Annotated in this window: 19 protein-coding genes and 1 pseudogene; 6 read left to right on the top strand and 14 right to left on the bottom strand. The window is 69.7% G+C overall.

What is annotated here, in order from left to right; translation table 11 throughout:
- Positions 1 to 382: 382 nt before the first annotated feature.
- From BGP73_RS19505 to BGP73_RS19470, 8 genes are all read right to left on the bottom strand, one after another.
- Positions 383 to 634 carry a hypothetical protein gene (locus tag BGP73_RS19505; RefSeq protein ID WP_069816723.1) on the bottom strand — a complete coding sequence of 84 codons (252 nt, stop codon included), beginning with the start codon at positions 632 to 634 and terminating at the stop codon, positions 383 to 385.
- Positions 635 to 899: 265 nt separating this feature from the next.
- Positions 900 to 2,078, bottom strand: coding sequence for an EamA family transporter (locus BGP73_RS19500; protein WP_069816721.1), 1,179 nt, complete (start codon positions 2,076 to 2,078; stop codon positions 900 to 902).
- A gap of 452 nt (positions 2,079 to 2,530) precedes the next feature.
- Entirely contained in the window at positions 2,531 to 3,994 is a 1,464-nt protein-coding gene (locus tag BGP73_RS19495) for an MFS transporter (protein WP_244501280.1), read from the bottom strand.
- A gap of 528 nt (positions 3,995 to 4,522) precedes the next feature.
- The gene (locus BGP73_RS19490) at positions 4,523 to 5,605 is read right to left on the bottom strand and encodes a MerR family transcriptional regulator (RefSeq protein WP_069816720.1); all 1,083 of its coding nucleotides are present in this window, start codon (positions 5,603 to 5,605) and stop codon (positions 4,523 to 4,525) included.
- A gap of 119 nt (positions 5,606 to 5,724) precedes the next feature.
- Positions 5,725 to 8,130 (bottom strand): ATP-binding cassette domain-containing protein, encoded by a 2,406-nt coding sequence (locus BGP73_RS19485; protein ID WP_069816718.1) that lies wholly within the window; start codon positions 8,128 to 8,130, stop codon positions 5,725 to 5,727.
- A gap of 148 nt (positions 8,131 to 8,278) precedes the next feature.
- Positions 8,279 to 8,695, bottom strand: a complete 417-nt coding sequence (locus tag BGP73_RS19480) for a VOC family protein (RefSeq protein WP_069816881.1) — start codon at positions 8,693 to 8,695, stop codon at positions 8,279 to 8,281.
- A 5-nt stretch (positions 8,696 to 8,700) separates the two neighbouring features.
- A complete protein-coding gene (locus tag BGP73_RS19475) occupies positions 8,701 to 9,180 on the bottom strand; it encodes a helix-turn-helix transcriptional regulator (protein ID WP_244501279.1) in 480 nt (159 codons plus the stop codon).
- 112 nt (positions 9,181 to 9,292) lie between these two features.
- The gene (locus BGP73_RS19470) at positions 9,293 to 9,934 is read right to left on the bottom strand and encodes a TetR/AcrR family transcriptional regulator (protein WP_069816716.1); all 642 of its coding nucleotides are present in this window, start codon (positions 9,932 to 9,934) and stop codon (positions 9,293 to 9,295) included.
- A 146-nt stretch (positions 9,935 to 10,080) separates the two neighbouring features.
- On the opposite strand from BGP73_RS19470, the pseudogene BGP73_RS19465 reads away from it, so the two are divergent.
- Together BGP73_RS19465 and BGP73_RS19460 are read left to right on the top strand one after the other, a co-directional pair.
- A pseudogene (locus tag BGP73_RS19465) lies at positions 10,081 to 11,530 on the top strand (FAD-dependent oxidoreductase).
- A gap of 195 nt (positions 11,531 to 11,725) precedes the next feature.
- Positions 11,726 to 12,166, top strand: a complete 441-nt coding sequence (locus BGP73_RS19460) for an NUDIX hydrolase (RefSeq protein ID WP_069816714.1) — start codon at positions 11,726 to 11,728, stop codon at positions 12,164 to 12,166.
- A gap of 249 nt (positions 12,167 to 12,415) precedes the next feature.
- Here BGP73_RS19460 and BGP73_RS19455 read toward each other — a convergent pair whose 3' ends face one another.
- Entirely contained in the window at positions 12,416 to 13,210 is a 795-nt protein-coding gene (locus tag BGP73_RS19455) for an SMI1/KNR4 family protein (protein ID WP_244501278.1), read from the bottom strand.
- Here BGP73_RS19455 and BGP73_RS22340 point away from each other — a divergent pair.
- Positions 13,136 to 14,326, top strand: coding sequence for a TniQ family protein (locus BGP73_RS22340; RefSeq protein ID WP_079127706.1), 1,191 nt, complete (start codon positions 13,136 to 13,138; stop codon positions 14,324 to 14,326). The genes BGP73_RS19455 and BGP73_RS22340 overlap by 75 nt on opposite strands.
- 4 nt (positions 14,327 to 14,330) lie before the next feature.
- On the opposite strand, the gene BGP73_RS19445 is transcribed toward BGP73_RS22340, so the two are convergent.
- The 5 genes from BGP73_RS19445 to BGP73_RS19425 form a co-directional block, all read right to left on the bottom strand.
- Positions 14,331 to 14,576 carry a hypothetical protein gene (locus BGP73_RS19445; protein WP_069816710.1) on the bottom strand — a complete coding sequence of 82 codons (246 nt, stop codon included), beginning with the start codon at positions 14,574 to 14,576 and terminating at the stop codon, positions 14,331 to 14,333.
- 102 nt (positions 14,577 to 14,678) lie between these two features.
- Positions 14,679 to 15,152 (bottom strand): hypothetical protein, encoded by a 474-nt coding sequence (locus BGP73_RS19440; RefSeq protein ID WP_170837893.1) that lies wholly within the window; start codon positions 15,150 to 15,152, stop codon positions 14,679 to 14,681.
- Positions 15,149 to 15,619, bottom strand: coding sequence for a DUF6228 family protein (locus BGP73_RS19435; protein ID WP_244501277.1), 471 nt, complete (start codon positions 15,617 to 15,619; stop codon positions 15,149 to 15,151). Before BGP73_RS19435 ends, BGP73_RS19440 begins: the two co-directional genes overlap by 4 nt.
- A 188-nt stretch (positions 15,620 to 15,807) precedes the next feature.
- Positions 15,808 to 16,176 carry a hypothetical protein gene (locus BGP73_RS19430; protein WP_069816708.1) on the bottom strand — a complete coding sequence of 123 codons (369 nt, stop codon included), beginning with the start codon at positions 16,174 to 16,176 and terminating at the stop codon, positions 15,808 to 15,810.
- Positions 16,173 to 16,442 carry a hypothetical protein gene (locus tag BGP73_RS19425; RefSeq protein ID WP_069816706.1) on the bottom strand — a complete coding sequence of 90 codons (270 nt, stop codon included), beginning with the start codon at positions 16,440 to 16,442 and terminating at the stop codon, positions 16,173 to 16,175. Before BGP73_RS19425 ends, BGP73_RS19430 begins: the two co-directional genes overlap by 4 nt.
- A 57-nt stretch (positions 16,443 to 16,499) precedes the next feature.
- On the opposite strand from BGP73_RS19425, the gene BGP73_RS19420 reads away from it, so the two are divergent.
- The 3 genes from BGP73_RS19420 to BGP73_RS19410 all read left to right on the top strand — a co-directional run bounded on the left by BGP73_RS19420 (position 16,500) and on the right by BGP73_RS19410 (position 18,114).
- A complete protein-coding gene (locus BGP73_RS19420; RefSeq protein WP_069816705.1) occupies positions 16,500 to 17,090 on the top strand; it encodes a DUF4240 domain-containing protein in 591 nt (196 codons plus the stop codon).
- Positions 17,091 to 17,188: 98 nt separating this feature from the next.
- Entirely contained in the window at positions 17,189 to 17,524 is a 336-nt protein-coding gene (locus BGP73_RS19415; RefSeq protein ID WP_069816873.1) for a hypothetical protein, read from the top strand.
- Positions 17,521 to 18,114: a hypothetical protein gene (locus BGP73_RS19410; RefSeq protein WP_069816703.1), complete on the top strand. Its 594-nt coding sequence runs from the start codon at positions 17,521 to 17,523 to the stop codon at positions 18,112 to 18,114. The genes BGP73_RS19415 and BGP73_RS19410 overlap by 4 nt, the downstream gene beginning before the upstream one ends.
- Positions 18,115 to 18,534: the final 420 nt, after the last annotated feature.

The raw sequence follows: 18,534 nt of genomic DNA, 5'->3' as shown, positions 1-18,534 counted from the left end.
GTAAGACCTCAACGGGAGTACTCCCGGACGGGGCAGTCGGCGGCGAAGCAGGACGGATCACGGCGTGGGCCGTGAGACCCCTCGGCTAAGGCAGGGGGCCGTCAAGTGCGGATACTACGCACTGATCCACCGGCTTACCGGTTCCTTGCTGAAAGCCCCGGTGTCCACCCCGGGGCTGAACACTCGCGGGAGTACCGACGCGCACCCGAGAGTGGAGGTTCTCGCTGCTCGGTGTACTGGCGGAGGATCGCCAGCGGTGCTCCGCCGCAGGAAGCGGACCGCAGCGCCGTACGCCGGCGGAGGCGTTCGGGTGCGCCTCGCCGATCGTGGGAAGGCATCCGCGCCGCTCCGAGGGCCACGCGTCCGCTTCCGGCCTCCGCTGTCAGCGTCCGGGCGACGGAGCCCCGTCCTCCGGCAGCTCGCCCGGGCGGGGCTCGGAGCCGTCCGGGCGGCAGTCGGCGGGGGGCCGGCTCCGCGCCGCGATCTCGGCCCCCGTCTCGTCGAGCAACCGCATCTGGAGCGAGCCGCAACCGCAGCGGGTCCACACCGTCTCGCCCGTCGACGTCCGGTGCCGGGAGAGCTCCCGCGGCGGGTCGGCGTCCGGCCAGCCGCAGTACGGGCAGGAAGAATCCACGGTCCGCTCCCTGGTGTCCGGCTGAGGTGCCTCTCCTCTACACCTTCCGCACGCCCGGCTTCCCCGGACACCCGAACAGGGCGAATCAGACTACGAGGTTCTGCCTATGTGATGAACCCCGGGCCGGCGCGGTCGGCCCTTCGGACGACGGGGTAGGGCCCTCGGGGACGCTCGGGGACGGCTGCCCGGCGTCCCCGGTGACGACGTCCGGAGGAGTCCCCGGCCTGGCGAGCAGCGGCCGGGTGGTGGTGGCCGGACGCCCTCCTCAGCCGTCGACCACCGCGGTGGGCGGTGGCACGTTGCGCCCACCGCGCGCCCTGGCCGTGGCGGTGGACTCCTCGATGCGGCTGCAGGCGCTGAAGGAGATCACGGCGCTGTCGGTCAGCACCGCCCCGCGGCTGCATCTGGTGCCGGTCCCCCAGACGTGGCCCGCCACCGGACCGCGGATCAGGCGGGTGCCCGTGTTCCGTGCGGTGCGGGCGGCGGGCGGTCGGGCGGTCACGGGCTCCGCACCGCTCGGCGGGCTCGGGTCGTCCGCCGAGCGGCGGGTGCTCCGTAGTACCCCGACCGAGGCGAGGAACACCGCAAGCAGCCCCAGCAGCTGGACCACGGTGAGCTTCTCGTCCAGTACGAACAGGGCGGCCAGTGCGCCGATGGCGGGTTCGAGGCTGAGCAGCACACCGAAGACCAGCGCCGACACCCGGCGCAGCGCCTCCATCTCACAGGTGTGCGGGACCAGCGAGGAGAGCATCGCGACGGCGAACCCGAAGGCCAGCACCGAGGGGCGCAGCAGCGTGGTGCCGCCGTCGGCCAGCCCGATCGGCAGTGTGCACAGGGTGCCGAACCCCATGGCGAGGGCGAGCCCCCCGCCGCCGGGGCAGAGCACGCCGACCCTGGTCGACAGCGGTACGTAGGCCCCCCAGAACACCGCGCAGACGATGGCGATCAGCAGCCCGGCCGCTCCGCCGGCCCCTCCCTGCCAGCCCAGTAGCCCTATTCCGGCGCCGGCCAGTACCGTCCACAGCCGGTCTCTCACCCGCCGGCAGGACAGGGCCGCGACCATCAGCGGGCCTGCCATGGCGACGGTCAGCGCCACACCGACGGGCATCCGGACGATGGCGAGGTAGAAGGTGACGTTCATGCCGGCGATCGCGACTCCGAGGGCCGCGACGGTGGCGGCGGTCCGCCGGTCGAGCCGCAGTGAGGGGCGCCACCAGAGCAGCAGGACGGCTGCGGCGAAGCCGAGTCTCAGCACGGTCAGCGCGGCCGGGCCCGCCACTCCGAACAGGTGCTTGGCGAAGGCGGTGCCGATCTGGGTGGTGAGCATGCCGAGCAGCATGAGTAAGGAGGCGGGTGCCAGTCCGCCGATGCCACGCACGGTGGCGCCTGCTGCCGGCGAGCTGCTGGGGGTCGTCTTGGGACTGGCGCTTACATCGGCGGTCATGCGTACCTTCCTCGCCCGGAGTCGACGCGGTCTCGTCGGTGGCTGCCGGGCCGTCCAGCAGGAACAGGTGTCCCCAGGGCTCATCGGTCGGTAGCGGTTCCGGCCGCCCGTCGCGGCCGGTAGTGGGTTTGACGACGTGTCCGGGGAGGGCCTCGCCAGGGGGCGCCCCGGGGCGGCGCGACCGGGCACGCGGGCCCTGCCCGGAGGATGGCTCCGCGCTGGTTTCGCACGTCAACGCGGTGCGCGGCAAATGCCCCGCGTTGCACCATCGGTGTCCTGCGTCGGCGCCCGATGACTCAGAAGAGAATACAGAACATTCGCTATGTTATGGCGGGTTCGGCTGATTCCAGCATGACTTCACCGCAATACAATGACTGTATGACCGATCTGCCCATATGCCCGATCTGCCCATGTGGTCACGGTGGTTGGGAAGTTCGGCCGTCAGCCGTCCGTCAACTCGACTGCGAAGCGACGATCGCCTTGGCGCCCACCCCGGAGGCCTTGGACCCGCTGGCGGGACCTTGCCGGCGCCGCCCCGGAAGGCACATACCGATTCCGATCGCCACCAGAGCCGCCGCGGTCGCGATCAGGAAACCGGTACGGAAACCGGCCAGCGACGGCACGGAGGAGGCGCCGTACGGAACGGTCATCCGGGCCAGCACCACGCCGACCACGGCGCTCGCGGTGGACGTGCCGATGGAGCGCATCAGGCTGTTGAGCCCGTTGGCCGCCGCGGACTTCGACTGCGGCACCTCGGCCATGATCAGCGCCGGAAGCGAGGCGTAGGCGAAGGCGATCCCCCCGGCGACGACCGTGGAGATCGTGACCACCTGCCAGATGGTGTCGGTCATACCCAGCCCCATCACATAGCTGAGCCCCATCAGCCCGGACCCGACCATCAGCGAGGCCCTGGGCCCGTGGGCGGCCGACAGTCGCGCCGCGAGCGGGGCGAACAGCAGCATCACCAGGCCTCCGGGTGCGAGGCAGAGCCCGGCGACCACCATGGAACCGCCCAGGCCGTGCCCGGTGGCCGAGGGCAACTGCACCAACTGCGGCACGATCAGCGTCATCGCGTACATCGCGAAACCGACCATCACCGAGGCCGCGTTGGTCAGCAGCACCGGTCGGCGGAGCGTGGTGTGCAGGTCCACCAGCGGGTCCGGGGTACGCAACTCCCAGACGGCCCAGACGAAGAGGACGACCACGGAGGTGGCGAGGAAGGCGAAGGTGGTGAAGCTCGTCCACCCCCAGTCGCCCCCCTTGGAGACCATCAGCAGCAGACAGCCGAGACCGCCCGACAGGCCCACCGCGCCGAGCAGGTCGAACCGGCCCCCGGTACGCACCGGGGACTCCGGGACGAGAAGGAGGATCAGAGCCAGCACGACGGCACCCACCGCGCCGCAGACCCAGAAGAGCACCCGCCAGTCGAAGGTCTGGGCCACCAGCGCGGCGACCGGCAGCCCGGCCGTACCGCCGATGCCGAGCGAAGAGCCCATCAGCGCGATCCCGGAGCCGACCTCCTCGGCCGGCAACTCATCGCGCATCACGCTCATGGCCAGCGGCACGATCCCCATCGCACAGCCCTGGAGCGCCCGGCCGACGACCATCGGAACGACCGAGTTGGCGAGGGCGCACACCGCCGAGCCGACGATGAGCAGGGCGACGCTCGCGAGCATCATCCGCCGCTTGCCGTACATGTCCCCGAGACGCCCGACGACCGGGTTCGCCAGCGCCCCGCAGAGCAGGGTGGCGGTAATCGCCCAGGAGGCGCTCGAGGCGGTGGTGTGCAGCACCGCGGGGAGTTGGCCGATCAACGGCACCGCCAGCGTCTGCGTCACCGAGACCGTGACGCCGGCGCAGGCCAGCACGGCGATGACGATCTTCCCCCGCCACTTGGTCTCTATCCGCTGGATCACCGGCAGCCCCCCGGCCTCCGACCGGACGGGCTCTCCTCCCGGCGCCGGCCCCACACCCGGCGGCCCGCACCGGGCGACACCAGCTCTCTGCGGTGGACCTCGCGGCAGACCCGGGAACGGGCCGGCAAGAGGACGGCTTTCACACCTCTGCCGTCGGCGGCAGAGGGCCGGGCGGCGCCCATCGAGCCTCCATACGGGTTTGATGTCGCTCGGACCGAAACGACTGACCCGCATACTTTATATGCATTGTCCGATAGGCCAACCGCCCCCGCACATCTTCTCGAAACTCATTCCGCACACCGCATGACCAACCACACTGAGCTGCGAAGACAGCCTCCGCCGACCGCTCCGTGGCAGGTCACGGGTGCGCCCCCGGCTACATCGGGACCTGCATCAGGGCGACCGGATATTCTGCTTCGTCCCCACTCCTGATGAACAGTGGGGGAAAACGGGTATCCCCGCCGGGTTATCAGGAAGCATGAGCCTATTCCTCTCCCTCTCGGTGGGGCGGCCCCCGGCCCCGCCCGTTCAGCACCCGAGCGCCACGACATCGGCGACCCCGCAGCTGACGTTGTCCGGGCCTCCGGCGCGGTTGGCCAGGGCGACGAGCTCGGCGACCGCCCGCGCCGGCTCCCCGGCCGTACGGAGCACCCGACGCATCCGCTCCACCGGCACCACGGTCGAGAGCCCGTCGGAGCACACGAGGTACCGGTCCCCCTGCCGGGCCTCGTGGAGACGGATGTCGGCGGTGGCTCCGCCGCCACCGGTCAACGCCCGCACCAGCAGCGAACGCTGCGGGTGGGAGGCCGCCTCCTCGGGGGTGATGCGCCCCTCGTCCAGCATCGTCTGGACCACGGTGTGGTCGTGGGTGATCTGGAAGAGCTCCCCGTCTCGCAGCAGGTAGGCACGGGAGTCGCCGATGTGCACCAGGGCCAGTCGGGACCCCGTCCACAGCATCGCGGTGAGCGTGGTGCCCACCTCCGACCGGTCCGGCGCCGAGGACCCGGCGATCTCGTGGACGGCCCGTCCGGCCCGCTCCACGGCCTCTTCGAGCACCTCGAGCAGGCTGCCCGCCGGACAGTCGTCCCCCTCCAGGCCCTTGAACACCTCGACGGCGGCGCCGCTGGCCGGGGCGCCCCGGTCACCGAAACCGTCGGCCACGGCGAGGAGTCGGGACCCCGCGTAGACGGCGTCCTGGTTGCTCTCCCGGACCAGGCCCGTGTCGGAGAGCCCGGCACAACGGATCTCCAGCGGCTGTGCGGTAGCGGACATGATGGATTCCTCCCGAGACAGATGTCCGACGAGGAAGGCGGCGAGACCGCGCCGAGCAGCCGTTTCGGCCTCGATCCGGGCCCAGAACGCTCGGACCTCCTCCGCCGCCTCGGCCCTGCCCAGTGCGCAGACCCGCTGGATCCCGGCGAGCGGCATGCCCAGGCGGCGGAGCCAGGCGACCAGCCGGGCCTGCTCCAGCTGCTCCGGGGCGTAGCGGCGGTACCCCGACACCCGGTCGACATCCGCCGGTGGCAGCAGCCCGAGCTGGTCGTAGAGACGCAGCGCCTTCGGTGACAGACCGGACGCCCTGGCGAACGCCCCGATGCTCAGCAGCTCCATGCCGGCCCCTCCTCGTACCGGGCGCTCCGGCCCGGCCCCGCCGATGCTGGGGCCTTCCCCAGGGTGAAGGTCAACCGGCGGGGCCGGAGCCGAACCGAGGACGGTCGGTCACGGCGCCGTCAGCCGCCCACATAATCGGCCAGGTGCTCACCGGTCAGGGTCGAGCGGGCGGCGACGAGATCGGCCGGGGCGCCCTCGAAGACGATCCGGCCGCCGTCGTGGCCGGCGCCGGGTCCGAGGTCGATGATCCAGTCGGCGTGCGCCATGACCGCCTGGTGGTGCTCGATGACGATGACCGACTTGCCGGAGTCGACCAGCCGGTCCAGTAGTCCCAGCAGTTGCTCGACATCGGCGAGGTGGAGGCCGGTGGTCGGCTCGTCGAGGATGTAGACGCCGCCCTTCTCGCCCATGTGGGTGGCCAGCTTGAGCCGCTGCAGCTCCCCACCGGAGAGCGTGGTGAGCGGCTGGCCGAGGTGGAGGTAGCCGAGCCCCACGTCGGCGAGCCGGAGCAGGACGCGGTGCGCGGCCGGTGACCGGGTCTCGCCGGAGCCGAAGAACTGCTCGGCCTCCGCCACCGACATCGCGAGCACCTCGCTGATGTCCTTCCCGCCGAACTCGTACTCCAGGACCTCGGCCTGGTACCGCTTGCCCTCGCACTCCTCGCAGGTGGTGGCGGTGCCGGCCATGACCCCCAGGTCGGTGTAGACGACGCCGGCGCCGTTGCAACCCGGGCAGGCACCCTCGGAGTTGGCGCTGAAGAGCGCCGGCTTCACCCCGTTGGCCTTGGCGAACGCCTTGCGGATCGGTTCGAGGAGCCCGGTGTACGTAGCCGGGTTGCTCCTTCGGGAACCGCGGATCGGGCTCTGGTCGATCGACACCACCGCCGCGTCGGCGGCCCCGGGCTGCCCGGGCAGCGAGCCGTGCAGCAGCGAGCTCTTGCCCGAGCCGGCGACGCCGGTGACCACCGCCAGCACCCCCAGCGGGATGTCGACGTCCACATCGCGCAGGTTGTTCGCCCTCGCGCCGCGGATCGGCAGCCACCCGTCGGGCTTCCGCACCGTCTCCCTGAGCCGGGCCCGGTCGTCGAGATGGCGGCCGGTGACGGTGCCACTGGCCCGCAGTCCGGCCACACTGCCCTCGAAGCAGACGGTGCCGCCCGCCGACCCGGCACCGGGGCCGAGGTCGACGACGTGGTCGGCGATCGCGATCGTCTCCGGCTTGTGCTCCACCACGAGCACGGTGTTGCCCTTGTCCCGCAACCGCAGCAGCAGGTCGTTCATCCGCTGGATGTCATGCGGGTGCAGCCCGATGGTGGGCTCGTCGAAGACATAGGTGACGTCGGTGAGCGAGGAGCCCAGGTGACGGATCATCTTGACGCGCTGCGCCTCACCCCCGGACAGGGTGCCGGCGGGCCGGTCCAGCGAGAGGTAGCCGAGGCCGATCTGCACGAACGAGTCGAGGATCTCCTGGAGCGTGGTGAGCAGCGGCGCCACCGAGGGCCGGTCGAGCCCGCGGACCCATTCGGCGAGGTCGCTGATCTGCGTCGCGCAGGCGTCGGCGATGCTGGTCCCGTCGATCCGTGAGGACCGGGCCGCCTCGCTGAGCCGGGTCCCCTCGCACTCCGGGCAGGCGGTGAAGGTGACCGCGCGGTCGACGAAGGCCCGGATGTGCGGCTGCATCGCCTCCCGATCCTTGGCGAGCATCGACTTCCTGACCCGCAGGACCAGCCCCTCGTAGGTCATGTTGATGCCCTCGATCTTCATCCGGGTCGGCTCGCGATGGAGGAAGTCGTACAGCTCGGTCTCGCTGTAGTCGCGGATCGGCTTGTCGGCGTCGACCAAGCCGGAGGCGCTGTAGAGGCGGTGGTTCCAGCCGCCCGCCTTGTAGCCGGGGATGGTCAGCGCGCCCTCGTTGAGCGACTTGCTGTCGTCGTAGAGGGCCGAGAGGTCGATGTCGGTGACCGATCCCCGGCCCTCGCAGCGCGGACACATGCCACCGGTGATGCTGAACTCGCGGCGCTCCTTCACCGTCTTGCCGCCGCGCTCCAGGGTGACCGCGCCGGCTCCGCTGATCGAGGCGACGTTGAAGGAGAACGCCTTGGGCGGGCCGATGTGCGGCTGCCCCAGCCGGCTGAAGAGGATGCGCAGCATCGCGTTGGCGTCGGTGGCGGTGCCGACGGTGGAACGGGGATCGCTCCCCATCCGCTGCTGGTCGACGACGATCGCGGTCGTCAACCCCTCCAGTACGTCGACCTCGGGTCTGGCCAGCGCCGGCATGAAGCCCTGGAGGAAGGCGCTGTAGGTCTCGTTGATCAGCCGCTGCGACTCGGCGGCGATCGTCTCGAACACCAGCGAGCTCTTGCCGGATCCGGAGACGCCCGTGAACACCGTCAGCCGGCGCTTCGGGATCTCGACACTGACGTCCCTGAGATTGTTCACCCGCGCGCCGTGCACGCGGATCAGGTCGTGGCTGTCGGCACGGTGCAGCGCCGACTGGGCTATCTGCGCCTTCTCGGCCGCGCTCATTCTCTCTCCATGTTCGGACGCGGGGACCGCCTCCGGTCCCCGTCAGGTCGCCTGGGCCGGTCCCAGGCGGGTTTCCGGTGGCGGGGCCGGTGCGCACGCACGGCCGGTGGCCACGGACCGACGCCGGCCGGTACCCGGCCGGCCGACATCACCCGCTGCGGCGCTGGGTGAAGCGGAGCATGTTACCCGCGGGATCGCGGAACGCGCAGTCGCGCACCCCGTAGGGCTGGTCCATCGGTTCCTGGAGCACCTCGGCACCTGAGGCTCGGAGGTGTTCGAAGGCGGCGTCGCAGTCGTCGGTCGAGAAGATCACACCGCGCAGCATGCCCTTGGCCAGCAGCTCCGCCATGGCCTGCTTGTCGGCCGGTGAGGCGTTCGGGTTGGCGAGCGGCGGTTCCAGGACGATCTCCACGTCCGGCTGGGACGGCGAGCCGATCGTCACCCAGCGCATCCCCTCGAAGGCGACGTCGTTCCGCACCTCGAATCCGAGCGCGTCCCGGTAGAAGGCGAGCGCCGCTTCGTGGTCGTCGACGGCGATGAAGCACTGCGAAAGTCTGATGTCCATACGGTTCACGCTACGGGCGGACCGCCTGCGCCGCTTCTCCGTTCCTGACCGGTTCCACCGCGTCGGACGGCTCGGCCCCGACCGGCCGGTTCCGCGCCCCTGACCGGCCGGGTGAAGACCTTGGCGACGCAGGCCGGAATGGCCGCCCCCGGTCCGTGCTCGCGCGCCCGGTAGGCGCTCGGGCTCTCCCCCACCAACTCGGTGAAACGGGAGCTGAACGAACCCAGCGAGGTGCACCCGACCGCGAAGCAGACCTCCGTCACCGAGAGGTCACCGCGCCGCAGCAGGGCTTTGGCCCGCTCGATCCTGCGGGTCATCAGGTAGCTGTACGGCGTCTCCCCGAAGGCGGCGCGGAAGCTGCGGGAGAAGTGGCCGGGCGACATGTGGGCCGCGGCTGCCAGCGCGGGCACGTCGAGCGGCTCCGCGTAGTCGCGGTCCATCTGGTCGCGGGCCCGGCGGAGCCGGACCAGGTCCGGAAGCCTCACCCGACCAGCATGGCACGGCCGTGTGACGGTGCGGGGCCGCAGCGGTGTGGCACGGGTTACCCCGCTCAGCCCGCGCCGGCGCTCGGCTCGGCGCACCGGCCGGAGGCCGGGTTCACCGCCGCGGGGCCAGTCCGCGCAACCCGTCCTCCAGCAGCGCGAACGCGTGCTCGGCGTCGGCCACCGCACCGGCGTACCGCACATCGGCCGGTTCCCCGTCGGCCAGGCGCCGGGTGTTGTCCAGCGCCAGGGTCCACTGGACCGCGACGATCTGGACGGCCGCCAGCCGCGCCGTGAGTTCCGGAGTCTCCGCCGTCTCCCGCAGGGCCCGGGCGAGGGCTTGTTCGGCGCCGTTCTTGAACCGTTCCATCCGGGCCACCAGCGAGGGCGCGTCCAGGATCATCCGGGTCAGTCTCAGCACCTGTGGATGGTCGTTGAGCCCGGTGATCGGGTCGCGCTCGCGCAGCCCCTCGAGGAGGTGCTCGCGCAGGGCGGTCAGCGGGGCGGTGCCGGGCCGGCGGTCCCGCACGACCCGGGCGGCTTCGGTCTCGTGGTCGGCGAGGCGGTGCACCACAAGGTCTTCCTTGCTGGGGAAGTAGGCGAAGAGCGTGCGCTTGGACACCTCCGCCGCGTCGGCCACCTGGGCCACCGAGACCTGGTTGAAGCCGTGTTCGAGGAACAGGCCGATCGCCGCGTCGGAGATCGCGGCGCGGGTCCGCTGCTTCTTCCGCTCCCGCAGCCCTGGCTTGTCGTCCACGCCGGCACCGTAGCAGCCTCACCTCCCCCAAGTGCATTTCTACACCTGGTATACATTTCCTCCGAGGCGAGAATGACAGGCAGACGGGGAGTGATGCAGTGGCCGAGACCGAGGTCGCCATCGTGGGTGCCGGGCCGACCGGGCTCATGCTGGCGTACGAACTGGCGTTGGGCGGGGTCGAGACCCTGGTCCTGGAGCAGTTGTCCCGCCGGATCGAACAGGTCAAGGGCGGCGGGATCCAGCCCCGCACCGCCGAACTGCTGGAGTCGCGCGGACTACTGGAACCATTGCTGCCGCGCGCCACGCCGCGGGAGCGGGTCGGCGGGCACTTCGCCGCTCTGCCCGTGCCCCTGGACTGCACGCCCTGGCAGACCGGGCACCCCTTCCCGATCTCGATCCCGCAGTGGGAGATCGAGGAGGTGCTCGAGGAGCGGGCGATCGCGGCCGGCGCCCGGGTCCTGCGCGGCACCGCCGTCTCCGGAGTCGAGCCGGACGGCGACGGCGTGGTCGTGACCACGGACGGTCCGCGGGTACGGGCCGGCTACCTCGTGGCCTGCGACGGCGCCAGGAGCACGGTGCGGAAACGGCTCGGACTGCCCTTCCCCGGCAGACCCGCCACGTACCAGGCGGTGCTGACCGACATCCGCCTGTCCGCGACATCGCCACTGGTACCGCGGCGGCTCGGGCACATGAGCACACTGACCCGGACGACGGACGACTACTGGACCATGCTGGTCCCCCTCGGCGGCGACCGGTACCGGTTGACCTTCGGGCGCACGGACCAGGCGGCCCGGGCAGGGGCGGACCGCCACACCCCGGTCACCCGCGAGGAGATCGCCGCCGCGCTCCAGAGCGTCTACGGAGCCGAGACCATCCTCCGCTCCGTGGACAACTCCTCGCGTTTCGGCGACGCCACCCGCCAACTGGAGCAGTACCGCGCGGGCCGCGTCCTGTTCGCGGGCGACGCCGCCCACATCCACCCACCACTGGGCGGCCAGGGGCTGAACCTCGGCGTCCAGGACGCGTTCAACCTCGGCTGGAAACTCGCCGCGACCGTCCGGGACCGGGCTCCGAGCGGCCTGCTGGACAGCTACCACGCCGAACGGCACCCGGTGGCGGCCCAGGTCCTGCACCACACGTCGGCGCAGCGCGTCCTGGCGGACCCGGACCCCGGCGAGGACGTGTCCGCGCTGCGCGACATCGTCGTCGACCTGCTGCGGCTGCCTGACGCCAACCGCCACATCGCGGGTCTGATATCCGGCCTCTCGCTGCGCTACCCGCTGCCCGGGGACCATCCGCTCACCGGCCGGCGGATGCCCGACACCGAGCTGGTCACCGAGGACGGGCCCACCCGGTCCGCGACGCTGTTCCAGGCCGGGCACTCCGTGCTGCTCGACCTGGCCGGGGCGGTCCCGGGCGACTTCCGGCCCCCCCTCTCATGTCGACCTCGTCCGCGCCACCAGCGGCGAGGCACCGGAGGCCACCGCCCTGCTCATCCGCCCCGACGGCTACATCTGCTGGGCTACGGAGAACCCGGCCACCACCGGTGACACCCTGCTCGCCGCCATCACCGGCAACCTCTCCAAGGCGCCCTGAGAAACCGGAACTCGCGGCGGCAGTCGACGCGTACCGGTGCCCTGAGGGCTACTCCGTTCACCACCCGGGCTGGGGGGCGGCGCCTCTGGTTTCCCGTACGATCCGGCTCCACTCAAGGCCCCTGCGGCTCAAGCCGGCCCCCTGTCGCCGGGATGCGGCCGGGTCGCCGGGGCCGCACCCGGGAAAATGGTGCGCATGACACAAGACGGCAGCGTGGTCGTTCCCGAAGCCCGTGAGCGGGCAGCCCCCCTGGTGGTCGTGGCCGCCGTGGTCGTCCAGGAGGGGCGTCTCCTCGTGGTGAGCAAGAAGGCGGCTCCCGAGGTTTTCTACCTGCCCGGTGGGAAGCCCGAGCCCGGCGAGGAGCCGTTGGACACCCTGGCCCGGGAGCTGGACGAGGAACTGGGAGCCCGTCCGCTGGAGGCGCGGTTCCTGGTCGAGATCGAAGCGTTGGCGGCGCTTGAGAGCGTGCCCATGAAGTTGACGGTCTTCGAGGCGGCTCTCAGCCGGCCCCCTCGCCCGGCGGCGGAGCTGGCGGAGCTGCGGTGGATCTCCGGTGGCGAACCGGACGTGCGGTTGTCCCCGGCGCTGCGGGATCAGCTTCTGCCACTGCTCCGCCGGCGGGGCCTGATCGACTGACGATCCGCGTCCGCCAGTCGGCCCCCCAGCCGACAGCAGCCCGCTGCGACGGGGAACGGACCCCGCGGGGCCGTCTCACCCAGGCCCCGGGCGAGCCGTCCTCCTCAGGCAGAGGGGGCTTGCGTCAGAGGTGGAGCTCTGCCTCCGGCGAGAAGGAGTTGAGAATGACGTACGGATCAGCCATTCTCACGCCCCCGTATCGGCTCGGATCACAGCTCTTCCCAGTCATCCAAGCAGATCATCGAGTGCCTAGAAGGGCAGGTCGCCTGCTTCCAGCGGGTCTGAGTATCCATGTACCCAGTGGCCGTTGACAGTGGCGCAGAGTGACTCCAGGTCGGCCGGTGTCCTTCCCCGGACGTGTAGCCAGCTGTGGTCACTCATTCCGTCGAGCCGCAAGAGCTTCCCCGGTGCGGAAAACCAGCACACGGGTGACTCCTCCTTTCCCGTCCACATCGGATACTTTTGCAACTCCACCCGCGCGAACCGAATCGGCAGCTCCCGAATCAGGTCGGCGGGAAGCTCGCACGCGTTGTAAAGCCGTCCTTCGCCGCCGAGCAGCGTCTCGCTGAGGACGAGCTCGACGCAGGCCAGGGAGACCCGCTCCAGGAAGGGAACCCAGCCATCCCGCGACTGGACGAACACCGGCGGATCGTCTTGGTCGAGATCCCGCAGCCGCACTCCCCAGAAGGCGCACCCCTGGTTCTCACTGCGGAAGACGAGCACTCCGTCGAACTCGTCGTGCACGAACAATTCGGAAGGCTGTAGCAGTGGGTCCTGGTTGCCGGTGAGGTCGTGACGCGTACCGAGAAGCGAGTACGCCTCGCGCAACGCGGTCGGCAGTGTGAGCCCCAGCGTCTCCTCGGCTCGCTCCAGTTCCTGTGCTCGCGTCCCCGCGTCGCTGACGAGCGGCTCTGCCCACGCTGCGGCGAAGTCCCGAACGAAGGCCCAGGCTCGCGCCCTGTGAACCGCATGCGGCCGCTGCCCCGCAGCCTTGATCCCCTGCCCGACGAGACCCTCACCGGATTCGTCCTGCGACTCGCCCACCGACTGGGCACGACACCTGGCGAGATCGCCGTCCGCACCGGCCTGGCTCCTCAAGGCCGCCCGGGACTGCCCACTCGTCTGCCCCTCGGCTTCCTGCATCACCTCAACGGCGGACACCTCGCAGACTTCGCCCACGCGACCCACCTGACTCCCGGCGAGGTGGAAGGACTGCTCCTCGCCCCGCTCGGGAAGCGATACGGACCGCTGAACCCCGCGCTCACTCCACGCAGAACACCAGCGCGGATGATCTACGACAACGCATGGATCCTGACCCGCTCCACTCGCTACTGCCCGTTCTGCCTCGTCGGCGACGGCGACGCCATTCAGGAACTCCACGGCGGTGCCTGGAAGCGAATCTGGCGCCTCCCCGTGGTCTTCCTCTGCCTGCAGCATCGACGCCTCCTTCAGCACGAATGCCCCGGATGCAGAACCCCCGCCCAGTTCGTCCGAACGGCAAACGCCATCGCGCGCCTGACCGACGACACACTCCACCCATCGCAGTGCCGCTTCACTGCGCGACCGGTACCACTGCAGCAGCCCGAAACAGCCTGCGCAGCAGACCTGACCCGGCTTGATCCGCCTCCCGAGGAACCTGACACGGCCACCATGGCCGTGCTCTTACAAGTCCAGCGACAACTCATGGACCTGCTCGCCGCGAGCGGCCCCGAGACCGCGATGAGCGCCGGCGCACCGGTCCCTGTCGCCCATTACTTCGCCGACCTGCGAGCCACGGTCGCCATGGTCTTCCGGTCCTGGCCCGTCGCCCGCGAGTACGCCGGCACACCCCGCCTGGCCGCCGCCCTCGATGCGGAGTACGCCTCCCGCGTCGCGCAGGCCAAGCCTCTGCTCAACACCCCGGGCAAGAAGAAGACCTCCAAGCCCTACACCGCGCCGCCCACGGAGTGTCTCGCCACCGGCGCGGCACTCGACGTCGCGGCGAACCTGCTCGACACACACGATCCGGGAGACGCCCGGCGTCGGTTGGTGCCGCTCGTTCAACGGCTGAGGGAGGCCGACCTCGCACTGAGCACCTGGCTTCGCCGCCCGTCTTGGATCTCGGTCTCGCTGAGGCAAGCGGTCATGGATCTTCCGACGGGCAGAAGGGCTACAGCATGATCGCTCACCCGTGGATTTCGCGGCGCAGGCCGCCTTTTTCGTCATACAGCTCTAGACCGAAGCTCAGCCGGAACTGCGAGAGCAGCATCGCGAGGCCGTCGAGCTTGCCAGGGTCGATGACACCGTTCAGCAAGGTGTCCGATCCGTCGACCGGATCAAGCTCGACCCGGCACCAGTTCGTCTCGACTTCGTACGCGTCCCAGGACGATGACCGGGATTTCCAGCCGGCCCCGACGAAGTACGCGGCCACAGCCGAAGTGCTCCGTCCCTTCAGAACACCACACAGGTTGTTGTCGCCTCCCGCCACTCGGGGGCCAGCTCCAGGCCACCGTCTGAGATGTCCACGGTCGGATTATGGATCTTCGGCGGAACGGTGAGCCTGCCAAATACGCCTGAGTGCTTCGAGCTCGCTCCGGGGGAAGTGCTCACCCCACTTGCCTCGGTACCCGCTCTCGCCATAGACCGTCGCGACCTCGTCGAAGCAGCGAACCACCGCACGGGCGAGACCATCGACGCTCAGCGTTCCGGACCACAGCTCGGTTCCGGCGTTGTCGTGCTCACCGCCATGCCGGAGTTCCAGCAGGCGGAGCCAGACGGCGTCCTCTTCGCGATAGAAGATCCAGCGGAAGGCGGTCGGTTCCGCCTCGAACTGCACCCGCGTCTCCGGCTCGCCGGCGACGAGCCGGGCCACAGCAGTCAGCAGGTCCTCGGCAGCGCTCGTGATATACGAGGCGGTGAGCTCGGCTTTCGCTGCGTTCGCTTCGACCGCGCAGTCGGCCCAGCCATGTCCAGCCAGCGTCCAGGTGATCCGAAAGTCAGCGGTCACGGCCACTCACCCCTGCGAGAACGCGAGGAAGTGCCGGATGTCAGCCGCGAAAGTCGAATCTGTTCCCCGGCCTCCAGCCACGTGGTTACCGCGGCGCTCCACCCGCCTGCGGCCTTCGGCCACGGGCGCAGAGTCCAGGTCAGACCGACATGCCCGCCGGACCGGAACACGGCCGAGACGGCCAGGTCCTGGTCGTTGGTCTGCCAGCTCCGTTCGCCGTCCCACCCTCGGTAGTCCGCGGCCAGTTCCTCGAGGAACGGTGCGAGATCGCTATCCCAGACCCAGGCCACCACCTCGTTCACGCGAGCGGTCAGCCCTGGAGCCCATGCCTCGACGGCGTAGTGCACGGAGTCCTCGTCGAAGCTGAACCGATCACAGAACTTCACACCGACGGACAGGTTGTCCTGGCAGCGGATGGTCACACCCAGCTGCTCGTCGGTGGAGCTGCCACCGTTTGGAGAGGTCATGAGCCGAACGCTAGGCCAGCACCACACCCGTTGTCACCAGAGTTCCTCTGGGCTGGGACGCACTTGCACGACAGTTGTCCTGCAAATACGACACCTATCTGTCCCGTCTCAGTTGAGGTGAACCATGACGAGGCGTTGACCGACAGTGGTTCATCTTGAGTGAGACGCGGTGCGGCGCGGCGTCTCACTCAATCTGAGGTCTGTGAGTCCTGCGCTGCCTCGCGCTCGGCAGCGAACTCGTCGAGGAGCTCGAACAGGACCTTGATCGCGTGCTGTTCGTCCTCAAGCGGAAGGTTCCGGAAGTCGTCCCAGCCGTTCGGGAGGGCGATGTGGAGGACCTGGCCGGGCCAGGCGTGGTTGCAGTCGCGTCCGCGACGGGCGACGAGCCGGTCGTGCCAGCCGGTGAGCCCGGGCCCACCGTGCCGGAGAGCATGCTGGTCATAACCGGTCAGGAACGCGGTCAGCATGTGGAAGGAGGTCTTGCCGACGAACACGCCGGGACGTTGGCCGATGCTGGCGAAGTACTCGCGTTCAGTCATCTCCGAGAGGGGCGTCATGCGTCCGCACCCTCCTCGTCACTGGCGCTGTCGTCCAGGTCTGGACGAAGCCTGCTGCGGGCCGCCTCCAGACGTTCGACGTAGTCCGCCGCAAAGATCTCCGGTAGCGACTTGTCGAGCGTTCCGGCAATGCGGTGAAGGGGCGCCCAGACCGCTGCATCGCCTACGAGACGACTGAGGTCCGTCATCTGAACCTGCTCCAGCCAGTCCGACAGGACCAGCGCCTCATCCGAGGTGAGCTTGATGATGATCTCCGGATTCTCCACCCCTCGAACATAGTTCGTCGACCCTGCGCTGTCAGAGGTGCCTGGCACAGTGCCGTTGTGGGCATTGATTCCTTCTGGGAGCTCATCGAGGAGTGCCGGCGTCAGGCGCAGGGCCCGGACGAGCGGCTCGCGTGGCTGCGTGGCGCATTGTCGCGAAGGTCGCTGGTTGAGATCGCGCAGTTCCAGGTGCGCTTGGACGAGGTGACGCACGAGGCGTTCACGTGGGATCTGTGGGCAGCAGCGGACCGGATCTTCGGTGGCTGGTGTTCGGATGACGGATTCTGCTACTTCGGCCTGTGGATGGTGGGGCTCGGCCGTGATGCCTTCTCCAGGGCACTGGCTGATCCGGACTCTCTGGCCGACGTTCCGGAGGTCCAGTGCTTGGTGGGACGCCCGCGGGAGATGTGGAACGACGACTGGCCCGAGTGGGAGTCTCTCGACTATGTCGCGATGGAGGCGTGCCGGGGCCTGACCGGTGTCGACGACGACTGCAGCGAGGCGTTTTATGAGGATGTCGAGGCCGAACAAGGGGATGGAGAGGGCAGTTCGGGGCCGCTCGGTCAGCGGTGGGACGTGCGACGCGAGCATGAGGCAGCACGCAAACTGCCGAGACTGAGCGTGATGTTTCCTCTGCGATCGTTCGCTTAAACGAGTCGGACGGCGTCGCAGTTGGATCAGCGGGAAGCGGTCGGCCCGTGGGCCTCGCCGAACGCGCCTTCTCCTCACCGAGAGATCATGTGAGCGTGATGCTGTGGATCCGCGCCTACGACGGCGAGAGCGATGTCTGGTCGTACTTCGAGCTCGACGGCGAGGAATGGGCCCTGCGCCAGGTCGACCTGCAAGGGCCTCCGCGTCGGCCCGTGACCGCAGCCTCTCTGGCGGAGGTCATCGAGATCCGTGACCGTGGCGACCTCGCGGCCATGGCCGCCTACGAGCGGCAGTACGGCGTCCTCGCGGAAAGCGCACTGCGCGGATGGCAAGAAGCGGACGGCGCTGCCGAGATCACCCGCCAAGAATTCGAGTCGACGTGGACCGCTGCGCGAGAGACCCTCGACGCGGATCGCACCGAGGAGACGACTTGATCACGGAGTACCAGCAGAAGCTGCGCGAGCGCTATCTCGCCGCCACCGTCATGCCGGCTCCCGAGCCATGGCAGCCGGTGATGGACCACAGGACTCCCATCGGGGGCCTTCTTGGTGTTGGATTCGCCGTCCATCCCGACAGCGGACACGACCTCATCATGGTCGTGTCCAGCGACGGCCATGGACTCTTCGACGCGGTCACCGGCGAGAAGATCGCCCGCGACCGGGACCCTGACCCGGAAACGAGCACCCCCGACGCCCACCCGGACCTCACCTGCCCTGGGCTCGGCCCAATCGCGGGCGTCCCGGTACGCATAGCCGGACTCTTCGGCGGCGGCCTGCACAGCACCACGCCGGACGGCTGGACCCTGGACGTCGTCAGTCCCGAGTGGCCCCACGACCGGGTCATCCTCTCCGCCGACGGCGGGTCCCACAAAGGCCCGGCGGGAGGGATGTGGTGGCACGTCTTCCACTCCGAGTACTCAGAACTCCGCGCGGCCGGGTTCTCTCCCTCCGGCCTGACCCTGGCGGTCGCCACCTGCAGTGACCTCACACTCTGGACCCGGCCCGGCCTCCACTTCGACGACTGAGCGGGACAGCGGGACAGCAGGCGGGAGGAGGACAGATGGACCGGGCGGAACTCGCCGGGATGCTGGGCGACCGACCACGGCCTGCGAAGCCGCCAGGGAGGCGCTTCTCGCCGGAGGCGACTTCGTCGCATGGGACGGCCGCGTCCCCAGTCAGCAGCTTGCCAGCATCTACGCGGCGCCTCTCCGACGGGCGAGGAAGCGAGGTGCTGAGACTCTCGCCCTGCCGTCCACCGTCGACATCCTCACCCGGCTCGAAGCCGCTCAAGTCAGGATCGGCTGCATCTTCTCACCGGACCGGACGTGGGCCTTCATGTTCTTCCTCTCCGACGACGCCGACGCAGTCCTCACCTGTACGGGAGTCCGCCGAGCTGAGCGGTGACAGTTGTCCTGCTGACTTGTCTCACTCAACCTGAGCAGTCT

Origin of the sequence: Streptomyces sp. TP-A0874 (assembly GCF_001748085.1) — a bacterium.
Classification (GTDB): Bacteria; Actinomycetota; Actinomycetes; order Streptomycetales; family Streptomycetaceae; genus Streptomyces.
Note: the sequence above shows the minus strand (reverse complement) of the source record. Positions and strands in the feature narration are given on the sequence as shown.